The sequence below is a fragment of the Streptomyces sp. NPDC099050 genome (assembly GCF_044759865.1).
Lineage (GTDB): Bacteria > Actinomycetota > Actinomycetes > Streptomycetales > Streptomycetaceae > Streptomyces.
Map to the genome: position 1 here is coordinate 40,190 of NZ_JBIWAE010000012.1, position 14,065 is coordinate 54,254.

General features: G+C 71.2%; 9 protein-coding genes. 7 read left to right on the plus strand and 2 right to left on the minus strand.

All coding sequences use genetic code 11. The features are described from left to right. Window positions 1-2,487, plus strand: coding sequence for a beta-glucosidase (locus tag ACIQV3_RS20940; RefSeq protein ID WP_403713913.1), 2,487 nt, complete (start codon window positions 1-3; stop codon window positions 2,485-2,487). A 70-nt stretch (window positions 2,488-2,557) separates the two neighbouring features. Here the strand turns inward: ACIQV3_RS20940 and ACIQV3_RS20945 are convergent, their stop codons facing one another. Beyond that, on the minus strand, window positions 2,558-3,577 hold the full coding sequence (locus ACIQV3_RS20945) for a LacI family DNA-binding transcriptional regulator (RefSeq protein WP_403713914.1): 1,020 nt from the start codon (window positions 3,575-3,577) through the stop codon (window positions 2,558-2,560). Between the two features lie 204 nt (window positions 3,578-3,781). Between ACIQV3_RS20945 and rhaI the strand changes: the two genes are divergently transcribed. The 6 genes from rhaI (at window position 3,782) to ACIQV3_RS20975 (ending at window position 11,470) form a co-directional block, all read left to right on the plus strand. After that, window positions 3,782-4,942 carry an L-rhamnose isomerase gene (gene rhaI, locus ACIQV3_RS20950; protein WP_403713915.1) on the plus strand — a complete coding sequence of 387 codons (1,161 nt, stop codon included), beginning with the start codon at window positions 3,782-3,784 and terminating at the stop codon, window positions 4,940-4,942. 73 nt (window positions 4,943-5,015) lie between these two features. Further along, complete coding sequence (locus ACIQV3_RS20955) at window positions 5,016-7,055, plus strand: bifunctional aldolase/short-chain dehydrogenase (RefSeq protein WP_403713916.1); 2,040 nt, start codon at window positions 5,016-5,018, stop codon at window positions 7,053-7,055. After that, a complete protein-coding gene (locus ACIQV3_RS20960) occupies window positions 7,052-8,518 on the plus strand; it encodes a rhamnulokinase family protein (RefSeq protein ID WP_403713917.1) in 1,467 nt (488 codons plus the stop codon). Before ACIQV3_RS20955 ends, ACIQV3_RS20960 begins: the two co-directional genes overlap by 4 nt. 77 nt (window positions 8,519-8,595) lie before the next feature. Next, complete coding sequence (locus ACIQV3_RS20965) at window positions 8,596-9,351, plus strand: (Fe-S)-binding protein (RefSeq protein ID WP_403713919.1); 756 nt, start codon at window positions 8,596-8,598, stop codon at window positions 9,349-9,351. Further along, a complete protein-coding gene (locus tag ACIQV3_RS20970) occupies window positions 9,348-10,826 on the plus strand; it encodes a lactate utilization protein B (protein ID WP_403713920.1) in 1,479 nt (492 codons plus the stop codon). Before ACIQV3_RS20965 ends, ACIQV3_RS20970 begins: the two co-directional genes overlap by 4 nt. Then, window positions 10,823-11,470: a lactate utilization protein C gene (locus ACIQV3_RS20975; protein WP_403713921.1), complete on the plus strand. Its 648-nt coding sequence runs from the start codon at window positions 10,823-10,825 to the stop codon at window positions 11,468-11,470. The genes ACIQV3_RS20970 and ACIQV3_RS20975 overlap by 4 nt, the downstream gene beginning before the upstream one ends. A gap of 65 nt (window positions 11,471-11,535) precedes the next feature. On the opposite strand, the gene ACIQV3_RS20980 is transcribed toward ACIQV3_RS20975, so the two are convergent. Continuing rightward, a complete protein-coding gene (locus ACIQV3_RS20980) occupies window positions 11,536-14,010 on the minus strand; it encodes a beta-glucosidase H (protein ID WP_403713922.1) in 2,475 nt (824 codons plus the stop codon). Window positions 14,011-14,065: the final 55 nt, after the last annotated feature.

The following is a 14,065-nucleotide window of genomic DNA, read 5'->3' on the forward strand; positions in this document are numbered from 1 at the left end:
ATGAACAGACGAGCTTTTCTCACCTCCGCCGTCGCGACCGCCCTCGCCGTGAGCGCCGTAAGCATGGCTCCCGCAGCCGCCGGCCCGGCGATCACGGGGACCGATCCCGCCGCATTCGCCCGGGCTGACGCCCTCCTTGCCCGGATGACGGCATCCGAGAAGGAGGCCCTGATCCGCTGCGACTTCGCCGGCGTGAGCCATCTCGGGATCCCCGCCCTGTCCATGGTCGACGCGTCCGCGGGCCTGCGGGGCGAGCAAGGTGTCACCGCCTTCCCGGTGCCCATCGCCCAAGCGGCGGCCTTCGACGAGGACCTGGCACGCCGCATCGGCGTCGCGCTCGGGACAGAAGGGCGCGCCAAGGGCTACAACAACCTCCTCGGTCCGACCGTCGACCTGGTCCGAACGTGGCACTTCGGACGCCAAGCCGAGAGCCTGGGCGAGGACCCACTCCTCACAGGACGGCTCGGAGCAGCTCTTACCACCGCCATCCAGAGCCGCCACGTCACCGCGACGGTCAAACACTTCGCGGGCTACACGCAGGAAGTGGACCGCTTCTTCGTCAACTGTCTGGTCTCCGACCGGGCCCTTCACGAGGTGTACCAAGCGCCGTTCCGCCATGTCATCAGCGCCGCTCCGACGACGTCCGTGATGATGTCCTACCCGAAGGTCAACGGCACCTTCGCGACCCAGAGTCCGGCCCTGTTCGACGACGTCAAGGTCCGTCTGGGCCTTCAGGGGTACACCGTCCCCGACTTCTGGGCCGGTGACGATCAGGTCGCGGCTGCCAAGGCGGGCATGGACCTCGCGGGCCTGGGCAGCGCCGGCGTCAAACTGGCACCTGGTGCGCTCGCCAACGGCGCCGTCCCGCTCTCCCGGCTGAACGACGCAGCGCGCAGGATCCTCGTCACCATGTTCGCGAACGGCCTGGTCGACAACCCGGTGCCCGCCCCGGCACAGGACGTCAGTACGCCGGAACACAAGAGCCTCGCCCACGAGGCCGCCGTCTCCTCGACCGTCCTTCTCGCCAACCGCGCCGCCGCCCTGCCCCTTCCGCCCTCCCTCCAGTCACTGGCCGTCATCGGCCCGGCAGGCTCCGATGCCTTCACGGGCGTCGCGGGTTCCAGCTACGTGGACCCCGGTGACTGGACCACGCCGTTGGATGCCATCCGTTCCCGGGCGGGCGCCGCCGTCAAGGTCACGCACGTCCAGGGGTCGACGGGCGACGTCCCCCTGGCCGTCGTCCCTTCCAGCGTGCTGCGTACCGACGGCGGAGCCGCAGGGCTCAGCGCGCGCTACTACGCGCGTGCCGACCCGACGGGCACCCCCGTTGCCACCCGTACGGAAACGGCCGTCGACTTCAGTGCCGCCCCGGTGGACGGGCTGCCCGGAGCCTGGTCCGCGCGCTGGTCGGGCACCCTCACTCCGACTCACACCGGATTGCACCGCTTCTCCCTCCTGCCCGCCGGCACGGCCACGCTGAAGATCGACGGGGTCACGGTGGTCACGGGCTCCCGAGGCACTCGGCGCTTCTTCCTCGGCCCCTACGACTACCCGCTCCAGGGAACGGTCGATCTGACGGCAGGCCGAGCGGTGTCCGTGGAGCTCGTGTACAGCACTGCCGCGGCCGACCCGGGCACGTGCGGCCTCGCCCTCGGTTGGCAGCCGGCCTCCGGCATTCCGGCAGCCGTCCAGGCCGCGCGCGCCGCTGACGCCGCCGTGGTCTTCGCCAACCGGGTGGCCGGCGAGGCCATGGATCACGGGCGGCTGGACCTGCCCGGAGACCAGAACCAGCTCATTGCCGCCGTAGCGGCGGCCAATCCCCGCACCATCGTCATCCTCAACACCGACGGTCCCGTTGCGATGCCATGGCTGGATCAGGTCGAGTCCGTCGTGCAGGCGTGGTACGGCGGGCGGGGAATGGGAACGGCACTGGCCGCAGTCCTCTTCGGCGACAGTGATCCCTCCGGACGCCTTCCCGTCACCTTCCCGGCCGGTGCCACCCAAGGCCCAGGGGCAACCCTCGCGACCTACCCGGGTCAGAACGCGACCGTCTCCTACGACGAGGGGATCGCCGTCGGGTACCGCTACTACGACGCCAGGGGACAGCAGCCCCTGTTCCCCTTCGGCCACGGCCTGTCCTACACGACGTTCGCCCACGGGTCCCTTGAAGCAGCCTTCGACCCCGCCAAGAGGAGCGTGACCTTCGCGGTGACCGTCACGAACACCGGCAACCGCCCCGGCACCGAGGTCGTGCAGATCTACGCCACCTTGCCCGGCGCGGCCTCGGCCGAACCGCGTCGCCTGGTCGCGTTCGGCAAGGTGTCCCTGGACCGAGGTGCCGCTCAGCGCCTCGTCTTCACCATCGCACCCGAAGACCTGATGGTGTGGAACTCGGGCAACTGGACACTCGTTCCCGGGCTCTACACCTTCGCCGCGGCGCGTGCGTCCCGAGATATCACCGGGCAGCGGACCCTCACCCTCGGCTGACCGCCGTCCGCCGTCCGCCGTCCGCCGTCCGCCGTCCGGTGCCAGCGGCCGCGGCCGCGCACCGCCGGTATCAACGTGCGGACAGGGTGGAGCCGCGTACCACCAGTTCAGGCTGCAACACGATGCGTTGGTGCTCGTGTGCGGCACCGGCCGTCCCCGTCTCCTCGAGCAGCAGCTCGGCCGCCATCGTGCCCATGGTGACGGCCGGCTGCCGCACGGACGTCAGTGGGACCGCGGCGGCCGCGGCGAACTCGATGTCGTCGTAGCCGACGAGCGCCACGTCGTCAGGGACGCGGACGCCCGCCGCGTACATGGTCTGGAGGAATCCGAGAGCCATCAGGTCGTTGGCGCAGAAGACCGCGGTCGGCCGGTCGGACAGGCCCAGGAAGCGGGAACCCGCGTCCCTGCCCGCGGCGACGTCGAGGTTTCCGGTCGGCAGCTCGAACAGCGCCGACCGCGGCAGGCCGGCTTCATCCAGCGCGTTCCATGCCCCGGTGCGCCGGTCCCTGACCTGGCTGAGTTCCTCGGGCCCGGAAACGTAGCCGATGGCACGGTGCCCGGCGTCGATGAGGTGGCGCACGGCCAGGGCCCCGCCGACCACGTCGTCGACCGAGACCGAACACTGGTCGGCGCCTTCGGCCACCCGGTCGACGACGATGAAGGGAATGCCGTGCCGGCGGAACGCCTCGAGGTTGCGGCCCGTGGCATCGGCGGGCGTGAGGAGAACCCCCCGCACCCGCTGCTCGGCGAACAGCGCGAGGTACTCGGCCTCCTCGGCCGGGCTCTGCCCGCTGTTGCAGACCATGACGCCGAGGCCCGCCCGGCGCGCAGCCCGTTCGGCACCCTTGGCGATGTCGAGGAAGAAGGGGTTGGCCATGTCGAGGACGAGCAGTCCCAGGATGCGGCTGTGGCCCGCGCGCAGCTGGCGCGCGGACTCGCTGCGTACGTAGCCGAGCCGGTCGATCGCGGACCGCACCCGGCTCCTGGTGGCCTCGGGAACCGAGTCCGGACGGTTGATCACGTTCGAGACCGTCCCCACGGACACCCCGGCAGCACGGGCGACGTCCTTGATCCCCACTGATGGGGCCATGGGCCCAGACCTCCAAGCAGCACAAGCCGACAGCTGACAACAGACGTCCAGCCTACGTGATGAATCGTTTTAATCGCTCCGCCCGCATCACGACCAGGCGGTTCCTACCGGTGTGACCTGAACGTTCTTGACAAGCCCACAAGTGAGCTCATAGCTTCCCGATCAGAAATTGAATCGTTTCATTCCCGCGCCGCAGGAGCACCAGTGACCGACCACGCCGCCGTGAAGGCTGCCCTGAAGACCCAGGCCATCGAGACGCCGTCGTGGGCGTACGGCAATTCCGGCACCCGCTTCAAGGTCTTCCCGCAGCCCGGCGTACCCCGTACTCCGCAGGAGAAGCTCGACGACGCCGCCAAGGTCCACGAGCTGACTGGGGCCGCTCCGAGCGTCGCCCTGCACATCCCGTGGGACCGTGTGGACGACTACGGGGCTCTCGCCGCGGACGCGGCCCGGCGGGGACTGCGTCTGGGCGCGATCAACGCGAACGTCTTCCAGGACGACGACTACCGGCTGGGCAGTGTCTGCCACCCCGATCCGAAGGTCCGGAAGAAGGCCGTCGGGCACCTCCTGGAGTGCGTGGACATCATGGACGCCACCGGGTCCAGGGACTTGAAGCTGTGGTTCGCGGACGGCACCAACTACCCCGGCCAGGACGACCTCCGCACCCGCCAGGACCGTCTGGCCGAGGCTCTCGCCGAGGTCTACGGCCGGCTGGGCGAGGACCAGCGGATGCTCCTGGAGTACAAGTTCTTCGAGCCCGCCTTCTACGCCACGGACGTACCGGACTGGGGCACCGCGTACGCGCACTGCCTCAAGCTGGGCGAGCGGGCGCAGGTCGTCGTGGACACCGGGCACCACGCGCCGGGCACCAACATCGAGTTCATCGTCGCGACGCTGCTGCGCGAAGGGAAGCTCGGCGCGTTCGACTTCAACTCGCGCTTCTACGCCGACGACGACCTGATGGTGGGCGCCGCGGACCCCTTCCAGCTCTTCCGGATCATGTACGAGGTGATCCGCGGCGGAGGCTTCACGCCGGACGTGGCGTTCATGCTCGACCAGTGCCACAACATCGAGGCGAAGATCCCCGCGATCATCCGCTCGGTGATGAACGTGCAGGAGGCGACCGCGAAGGCCCTCCTCGTCGACCGGGACGCACTGGCCGCGGCCCAGCGCTCCGGCGACGTCCTGGCCGCGAACGCGGTCCTCATGGACGCCTTCAACACCGATGTACGGCCCCTGCTCGCCGAGGTACGGGAAGAGCTGGGCCTGGACGCCGACCCGGTCGGCGCGTACCACCGCTCCGGCTGGGCGCAGCAGACGGCCGCCGAGCGGGTCGGCGGCGCGCAGGCGGGCTGGGGTGCGTGAGCCCCGCCGCCCGTACGCCCACCTCACCCGACCCCACCCCACCCCCGTCACGGACCTGAGGACACGTAGCGATATGACCCTGCACCCGGAAGCCGCCTCCCTGCTGGAGCGCTCTCACCAGCTCGGCGCGGACGCACGCAACACCAATTTCGCGGGCGGCAACACCTCCGCGAAGGGCACCACCACCGACCCCGTCACCGGCGGCGACATCGAGCTGATGTGGGTCAAGGGCTCGGGGGGCGACCTCGGCACCCTCACGGAGGACGGGCTCGCCGTCCTGCGCCTCGACCGGCTGCGCGCGCTCGTGGACGTCTATCCCGGCGTGGAGCGCGAGGACGAGATGGGGGCCGCCTTCGACTACTGCCTGCACGGCAAGGGCGGGGCCGCGCCTTCCATCGACACGGCGATGCACGGCCTGGTGGACGCCGCGCACGTCGACCACCTCCACCCGGACTCGGGCATCGCACTGGCCTGCGCGGCGGACGGGGAGAAGCTGACCGCCGAGTGCTTCGGGGACACGGTGGTGTGGGTGCCCTGGCGGCGGCCCGGTTTCCAGCTCGGCCTGGACATCGCCGCCGTCAAGGAGGCGAACCCGCAGGCCATCGGTTGTGTCCTCGGCGGCCACGGCATATCCGCCTGGGGCGACTCCAGTGAGGAGTGCCGGCGCAATTCCCTGCACATCATCCGCACCGCCGAGCGGTTCCTCGTCGAGCGTGGCCGGCCGGAGCCGTTCGGTCCGGTCGTCAGTGGCTACGAGCCGCTGCCGGAGGAGGACCGCCGGGCCCGGGCCGCCGCCCTGGCTCCCCACATCCGGGCCATCGCCTCACAGGACCGGGCGCAGGTCGGGCACTTCAACGACGGTGAAGCCGTACTCGACTTCGTCTCCCGCGCCGAGCACCCGAGGCTGTCGGCGCTGGGCACCTCCTGCCCCGACCACTTCCTGCGCACCAAGGTGCGGCCCCTGGTCCTCGACCTGCCGCCCACCGCGCCCCTCGACGCGGCCGTCGCACGCCTGAGGGAATTGCACCTCGCCTACCGCGAGGAGTACACCGCCTACTACCGGCGCCACGCGACCACCGGCTCCCCCGCCCTGCGCGGTGCGGATCCCGCGATCGTGCTGGTGCCCGGTGTCGGCATGTTCTCGTTCGGCAAGGACAAGCAGACCGCGCGCGTGGCGGGCGAGTTCTACGTCAACGCGATCAACGTGATGCGCGGCGCGGAGGCCGTCTCCAGCTACCTGCCGATCGACGAGGCCGAGAAGTTCCGCATCGAGTACTGGGAGCTGGAGGAGGCCAAGCTGCGGCGGATGCCCGCGCCCAAGCCGCTGGCCACCCGCATCGCGCTGGTCACGGGCGCGGGCAGCGGCATCGGCAGGGCGATCGCCCACCGGCTGGCGGCGGAGGGGGCCTGCGTGGTGGTCGCCGATCTGAACGGGGACAACGCCGCAGCCGTCGCCGAGGAGCTCGGCGGCCCTGACAGGGCCGTGGCGGTCCGTGTCGACGTCACCTCGGAAGAGCAGATCACCGGCGCGTTCCAGGAGGCTCTGCTGGCCTTCGGCGGCGTCGACCTCGTCGTCAACAACGCGGGCATCTCCATCTCCAAGCCCCTCCTGGAGACCACCGCCAAGGACTGGGACCTCCAGCACGACATCATGGCCCGCGGCTCCTTCCTCGTCTCCCGCGAGGCCGCGCGGATCATGCGGGACCAGGGCCTGGGCGGCGACATCGTCTACATCGCGTCCAAGAACGCCGTCTTCGCCGGCCCGAACAACATCGCCTATTCCGCCACCAAGGCCGACCAGGCACACCAGGTCCGACTGCTCGCCGCCGAACTCGGAGAGCACGGCATCCGCGTGAACGGGGTCAACCCCGACGGTGTCGTCCGGGGCTCGGGGATCTTCGCCGGCGGCTGGGGTGCCCAGCGTGCCGCCACGTACGGCATCGAGGAGGAGAAGCTCGGCGAGTTCTACGCCCAGCGCACCCTCCTCAAGCGCGAGGTCCTGCCCGAGCACGTCGCGAACGCGGTGCTCGTGCTCACCAGTGGCGACCTCAGCCACACCACCGGCCTGCACGTCCCCGTCGACGCCGGCGTCGCCGCCGCGTTCCTGCGATGAGCACGGAGCCGCAGCCGTTCGCCGCGGTCGACCTCGGCGCGTCCAGCGGACGCGTCATGGTCGGCCGCGTCGGCCCCGGCACCCTGGAGCTGGCCGAGGCCCATCGCTTCCCCAACCGGCCGGTGCGTGCCGGTGCCACGCTGCACTGGGACATCCTTAGGCTGTACGCGGGCGTCCTCGACGGACTGCGCGCGGCCGGAGCCACCACCGGCGGACGCCTCGCCTCGGTCGGGATCGACAGCTGGGCCGTGGACTACGGGCTGATCGACGACGACGGCGCACTGCTCGGGAATCCCGTGCACTACCGGGACGCCCGCACCGAGGGAGTCCCCGAGAAGGTGTGGTCGGTGGCGCCGGCCGATCGGCTGTACGCGCAGACCGGCATTCAGCACGCGCCCTTCAACACGCTGTACCAACTGACGGCCGCCCGCGGCACGGCGCAGTTGGCCGCCGCACGGCGGCTCCTGCTGATCCCGGACCTGATCTCGTACTGGCTGACGGGCCAGGAGGGAACCGAGCTCACCAATGCCTCCACCACCCAACTGCTCGACCCGCGCACCGGAAGCTGGTCGTACGCCGTCGCGGATGCCGCGGACATCGACCTCAGCCTGTTCACGCCCCTGCGGCGTCCCGGCGATCCCGCGGGCCTCCTGCTGCCCGAGGTCCTCGACGCCACGGGGGTGGCCGGTCCGGTGCCGGTCACCACGGTCGCTTCGCACGACACCGCGTCGGCCGTCGTCGCCGTCCCCGCGGCGCGCGACGAGCGCTTCGCGTACATCTGCACCGGCACTTGGTCGTTGGTCGGTCTGGAGCTCGGCTCGCCCGTCCTGACCGAAGCGAGCCGCCGTGCGAACTTCACCAACGAACTGGGCATCGACGGGACCGTGCGCTACCTGCGCAACGTCATGGGGCTGTGGCTCCTGCAGGAGTGCGTGCGGGAATGGGAAGGCGCCGGTCTCGTTCCGCTGCTGCAGGCCGCCGCGGAGGTTCCCGGCCTCGTGTCCGTGGTGGACGCCGCCGACCCCGCCTTCCTTGCCCCCGGCCGGATGCCACAGCGCATTGCCGAGGCGTGCCGAAGGTCGGGCCGGCCGGTGCCGCGCACACCCGCCGAGACGACCCGGTGCATCCTCGACTCCCTGGCACTCGCCCACCGTGCGGCGGTGCGGGACGCACAGCGCCTCGCCGACCGGGAGGTCGACGTCATTCACATCGTGGGGGGAGGAGCACGCAACGCCCTGCTGTGCCAGTTGACGGCCGACGCGTGCGGACTGCCGGTGGTGGCCGGCCCGGCGGAGGCGGCAGCCCTCGGAAACGTGCTCGTACAGGCACGCGCCCAGGGCCTCGTCGGCGATCGAGCGGCCATGCGGGAGCTGGTGACGCGTTCCCAGCCCCTCACCCGCTACGAACCGGCCGGTGACCGAGCTGCCTGGGCCGCCGCCGCCGAACGGATCACCCCGCCCTGACCACTGTGGGTGGGCGCGGGTCGAAGTGTCCCCCGCGCCCGCCTACAGTCCAGCAGTCATCGATACGAAGGAGCACCATGCGTGTCGCCCTCTTCCTGACCTGTCTGAACGACACGTTGTACCCCGACACCGGCAAGGCGGTGGTGAAGCTCCTGACCCGGCTGGGCGTCGACGTCGACTTCCCCATGGCCCAGACCTGTTGCGGGCAGGCGCACTACAACACCGGCTACCGGCACGAGGCCGAACCGCTCGCCCTGCACTTCGCCCAGGTGTTCTCCGGTTACGACGCGATCGTCACGCCGTCCGGGTCGTGCGCCGCGATGGTGCGCGAGTCGTACCCGCGCATGGGCGACCGGGCGCGGGCCGAGGGCCGGGGCGGGGCCCTGTCCGCCACCCTGGCCCCCGTGGTCCCCGCGACGTACGAGCTGACGGAGTTCCTCGTGGACGTGCTGGGGGTGACGGACGTCGGCGCGTACTACCCCCACACCGTCACCTACCACCCGACCTGCCACGGGCTGCGCAGCCTCGGCCTGGGAGAGCGCCCGTACCGGTTGCTGCGTGCCGTCAAAGGCCTGGAGCTGGTCGAACTTCCGGGTGCGGACGAGTGCTGCGGCTTCGGCGGCACCTTCGCCGTGAAGAACGCCGACGTCTCGGCCGCGATGGGTGCCGACAAGGTCCGCAACGCCGAGTCGACGGGCGCGGAGGCGCTCTGCGCGGCGGACAACTCGTGTCTGATGCACCTCGGCGGGACCATGTCCCGGCTGAAGGTGGGCATGCGGCCGGTCCATCTCGCGGAGATCCTCGCGAGCACGGAAGGGAGGTCCGTGCTGTGAGCGGAACCTTCGTAGGAATGCCGGCGTTCCCGAAAGCGGCCCGTGAGGCCGTCGGGGACGAGCGGCTGCGTGCCAACCTCCGGCACGCCACCCACACCATCCGCGACAAACGGGCCCGCGCCGTCGGTGAACTCGAGGACTGGGCGGCCCTGCGGGAGGCGGGGAAGCAGATCAAGGACCACACGCTCCGTCACCTCGACCGCTACCTGGTCCAGTTGGAGGAAGCCGTCACGGCCGCCGGTGGCATCGTTCACTGGGCCTGCGACGCCGCCGAGGCCAACCGGATCGTCGCGGACCTGGTGAAGGCCACCGGCGAGATCGAGGTCGTGAAGGTCAAGTCGATGGCCACCCAGGAGATCGGCCTCAACGAGGCCTTGGAGGCCGAGGGCATCCGGGCCTACGAGACCGACCTCGCCGAGCTCATCGTCCAGCTCGCCGACGACCGGCCCTCTCACATCCTCGTCCCCGCCATCCACCGCAACCGCGGCGAGATCCGCGACATCTTCCACGACACGATGGGGAAATGGGGCCGTCCGGCACCGGACGGTCTTAACGACGAGCCGGCCGAGCTCGCGGAGGCGGCCAGACTGCACCTGCGGGAGAAGTTCCTGCGCGCGAAGGTCGCGATCTCGGGGGCGAACTTCATGGTCGCCGAGTCCGGCACCCTCGTCGTCGTCGAGTCGGAGGGCAACGGCCGCATGTGCCTGACGCTGCCCGAGACCCTCATCTCCGTCGTCGGCATCGAGAAGGTCGTGCCGACCTGGCGGGACCTGGAGGTCTTCCTCCAGACCCTGCCGCGGTCCTCGACGGCCGAGCGCATGAACCCGTACACGAGCACGTGGACCGGCACGGCCGACGGCGACGGGCCGAGCGCCTTCCACCTGGTGCTGCTCGACAACGGCCGCACCGACACCCTCGCCGACGAGGTCGGCCGCCAGGCGCTGCGCTGCATCCGCTGCTCCGCCTGCCTCAACGTCTGCCCGGTGTACGAGCGCGCCGGCGGCCACGCCTACGGCTCCGTCTACCCCGGGCCCATCGGCGCCATCCTCAGCCCCCAACTGCGCGGCACCACTTCCGAGATCGATGCCTCGCTGCCCTACGCCTCCTCGCTGTGCGGCGCCTGCTACGACGTGTGCCCGGTCGCCATCGACATCCCCGAGGTCCTGGTTCACCTGCGGGAGCGCGTCGCGCAGGGCGGCCCGACGGTTACCCGCGGCGAGAAGGTCGTCCTCAGGCCCGCCCGGGGACACGCGGCGGAGCGGGCGGCGATGCGCGCGGCCCGCTGGGTGCTGGGCAGCCCGGGCGCCTTGCGCACCGGTCAACGGTTCGCTGCCCGCACCCGCCGCCTCCACCCCCGTACGCTCCCGGGCCCGGGACGGGCCTGGACGGCGAGCCGGGATCTTCCCGAGATGCCCGTGGAGCCCTTCCGCGACTGGTGGCAGCGTACGAACGGTGGAAAGGGAGAGGCGCAGTGAGCAGGAGAGAGATCGTTCTCGGCCGCATCAGGCGGGCGCTGGCCGACGTACCCGCCGGCGACGACGCGTACGCGGATGCCGTCACCCGCGACTATCTGCGCGTGCACGGGGCGCGCAGCCCGGAGGAGACCTCCGCACTCCTTGCCGAGAACCTCGCCGACTACCGGGCCGTGGTGCACCGCACGGATGCCCAAGGGCTGCCGGCCCTGCTCGCCCGGCTGCTCACCGAGCGCGGTGCGACGAGCGTCCTGGTCCCACCGGCGCTGCCGGCGGACTGGCTCCGGGCGAGCGAAGTCACCCGCGTCCATGATCGGGCTGCGAGCAGCGCCTACGAACTGGAGAAGGTCGACAGCGTCGTCACCGGATGCGCCGTAGCCATCGCGGAGACCGGCACCCTGGTCCTGGACGGCTCCCCCGACCAGGGGCGCCGTCGCATCACGCTGATGCCCGACCATCACATCTGCGTCGTCCGCGTTCCGGACCAGGTCGTCTCCTCCCTCCCCCAGGCCCTCGAACGGCTCGATCCGGCCCGGCCGCTCACCTGGATCTCGGGTCCGTCCGCGACCAGCGACATCGAGCTGGACCGGGTCGAGGGGGTGCACGGCCCCCGCGCACTGGAGGTGGTGCTGCTCGGCGGGCGCTGACACACGTACACGTAGGCCCCCTCACCCATGAGGTGAGGGGGCCTACGTGCACGCGTGGACGGGCGTCAGCCCAGTGGGACGGACTGCTCCGCGGCGAGGCTCCTCGACGAGCTGCCCACCGCGAAGCCGTAGGTGCCGGGCGTGAGGACCCAGGTCCCCGAGTCCCACACGGTCAGGTCCTGCTCCGGGACGGTGAAGGTGAGGCGCCTGGACTCCCCCGCCCTCAAAGCGATCTTGCGGAACGCCACGAGGCGGCGCGGCTCGGCTCGTGCGGGCTCGGGGAGGGTGGCGTACACCTGGACGACCTCGGTGCCCTCCCGCGAGCCGGTGTTCGTGAGGGTGACCGAGACGGTGGTGCTCGTCTCGTGCTCGCCGCGAGCGATGGCCAGGGAGCCGTACGCGAAGGACGAGTACGAGAGGCCGTGGCCGAAGGGGAACAGGGGCTGCTGCCCCTCGGCGTCGTAGAAGCGGTAGCCGACCGCGGTTCCCTCGTCGTAGGAGACGGCGCCGCCGGTACCGGGGTAGGAGGCGGATGCGGTGCCCGGACCCTGCGAGGGAGCCGCGGGGAAGGTGACGGGGAGCCGCCCGGTGGGGTCGGTGTCGCCGAAGAGGATCTGGGCGAGGGCCGTGCCCATGCCCTGTCCGCCGTACCAGACGTGCAGCACGGCCTCCACGTCGTCGAGCCAGGGCATGGCCACGGGGCCGTCGGTGTTGAGGACCACGATGGTGCGCGGGTTCACGGCGGCGACGGCGCTGATCAGCTGGTTCTGGTCACCTGGCAGGTCGAGCCGGTGGTGGTCCATGTCCTCGCCGGCGATCCGGTTGACGACGACGACGGCCGCGTCGGCGGCTCGCGCGGTCTCCACGGCGGCCGGGATGAGGGAGTCGGGCTGCCAGCCGAGGGTCAGACCGCACGTGCCGGTCTCCGCGGTGGCGTTGGTGTACTCCAGCTCCACGGTGACCGGGTGGCCCGCGGTCAGCTCGATGGCGCCCTGGAGGGGGTAGTCGTAGGTGCCGAGGAAGAAGCGGCGGCAGTGTCGGGTGCCCGAGACGACGGTGACGCCGTCGACCGTCAGCTTCACGGTGCCGGCGGGCAGCAGCGAGAAGCGGTGCGAACCGTCGGCGGTGGGCGTCAGCGTGCCGGTCCAGGTCGCGGACCAGATCTCGGGAAGGCCCTCGTCCGGGGTGACCGCGAAGTCGACCGTCGCGTCGGTCCTTCTCAGCACGGGGGTGCCGGAGGCGTCGGGACCGGCGTAGTAGGTGCCGTCCAGCCCGGCGGCGCCGGCGGCGGTGCGCAGAGAGGTCTGCGGGACGACGGCGAGCGGAATGTCTCCGAGGGTGCCCTGGGCCTGCGTGACGAGTACGTCCTCGCCGGCGCGTGCGCGAATGGCCTGGAGGGGTGTGGTCCAGGCGCCGGGGTCGACGTAGGTGGACCCGCTGACGCCTGTGAGGGCGTCAGTGTCGGCTGGGCCGATGACGGCGAGGGACGTCAGCGCGGTCGGCAGCGGCAGGGCCCCGCGGCGGTTGGTCAGCAGAACGGTGCTCGACACCGCGGCCTCGACCGCGAGCGCTCGGTGCTGTGCGGTGCTGACATCGGCGTCCGGTTCCGTGACGGGGTGGTCGAAGAGGCCGGTGGCGAAGAGGGTGACGAGGATACGGCGAGCGGCGTCGTGGAGCCGGGTCGCGGGGATCGAGCCGTCCGTCAGGCCGCCGGCGGGGATCTTCACGCCGACCGGTCCGAGGCCCGCGAGGTCCATGCCCGCCCGGACCGCGGCGATCTGGTCGTCGCCCGCCCAGAAGTCGGGCACCGTGTAACCACGCAGCCCGATGCCGTCCTTGAGGTCCGAGAGCAGTGCGGGGCTCTGCGTCGCGAACGTACCGTTGATCTTCGGGTAGGCCAGCATCACCGACGTGTACGGGACCGCCGCCACGACGTGGCGGAACGGGGCCTGGTAGATCTCGTACAGGGCCCGCTCGGGGACGCGGGTGTCGGTGGAGAGCCGTCCGGCCTCTTGCGTGTACGCGGCGAAGTGCTTGACGGTCGCGGTCACGTGGCGGCTCTGCATCCCGGCCGTGAGGGCGGCTCCCAATCGCCCGGCGAGCAGGGGGTCTTCCCCGAGGGTCTCGGCCTGGCGGCCGAAGTGCCAGGTCCGGACGAGGTCCACCGTGGGTCCCAGCAGGTTGTTGTAGCCCTTGGCGTGGCCTTCCGCGCCGATGGCCTCCCCGAGCCGGCCGGCCAGCTCTTCGTCGAAGGTGGCGGCTTGGGCGACCGGCACCGGGAAGGCGGTCACGTTCTGTTCGCCCCGCAGGCCCGCGGATGCGTCGACCATGGTCAGCGCGGGGATGCCGAGCTCCTCCAGGGATGCGAAGTCGGCGCGTACGAGCGACTCCTTCTGGGCGGCGCTCATGCGCGCGAGCAGGGCATCGGCGCGGTCCTCGGCGGAAGGACGCGAGGTGGTGGAGACCTCGGGTGCGGGGCCGGCCGTGATGACGGCGTCTGTCGTGACAGCTGAGGCGGCGTCGGGCTTGCGGTTGTTCATGGCGGGTCTCCGAACCGAATGTGCGGGCCGTCGTGGACGGTGAAGAGGGGCCGGC

Excerpts from the sequence above, each read along its gene's own strand:
- ACIQV3_RS20980 (WP_403713922.1), bottom strand. The coding sequence starts at position 14,010 with ATGAACAACCGCAAGCCCGACGCCGCCTCAGCTGTCACGACAGACGCC.
- ACIQV3_RS20965 (WP_403713919.1), top strand. The coding sequence starts at position 8,596 with ATGCGTGTCGCCCTCTTCCTGACCTGTCTGAACGACACGTTGTACCCC.
- ACIQV3_RS20960 (WP_403713917.1), top strand. The coding sequence starts at position 7,052 with ATGAGCACGGAGCCGCAGCCGTTCGCCGCGGTCGACCTCGGCGCGTCC.
- ACIQV3_RS20940 (WP_403713913.1), top strand. The coding sequence starts at position 1 with ATGAACAGACGAGCTTTTCTCACCTCCGCCGTCGCGACCGCCCTCGCC.
- ACIQV3_RS20955 (WP_403713916.1), top strand. The coding sequence starts at position 5,016 with ATGACCCTGCACCCGGAAGCCGCCTCCCTGCTGGAGCGCTCTCACCAG.
- ACIQV3_RS20945 (WP_403713914.1), bottom strand. The coding sequence starts at position 3,577 with ATGGCCCCATCAGTGGGGATCAAGGACGTCGCCCGTGCTGCCGGGGTG.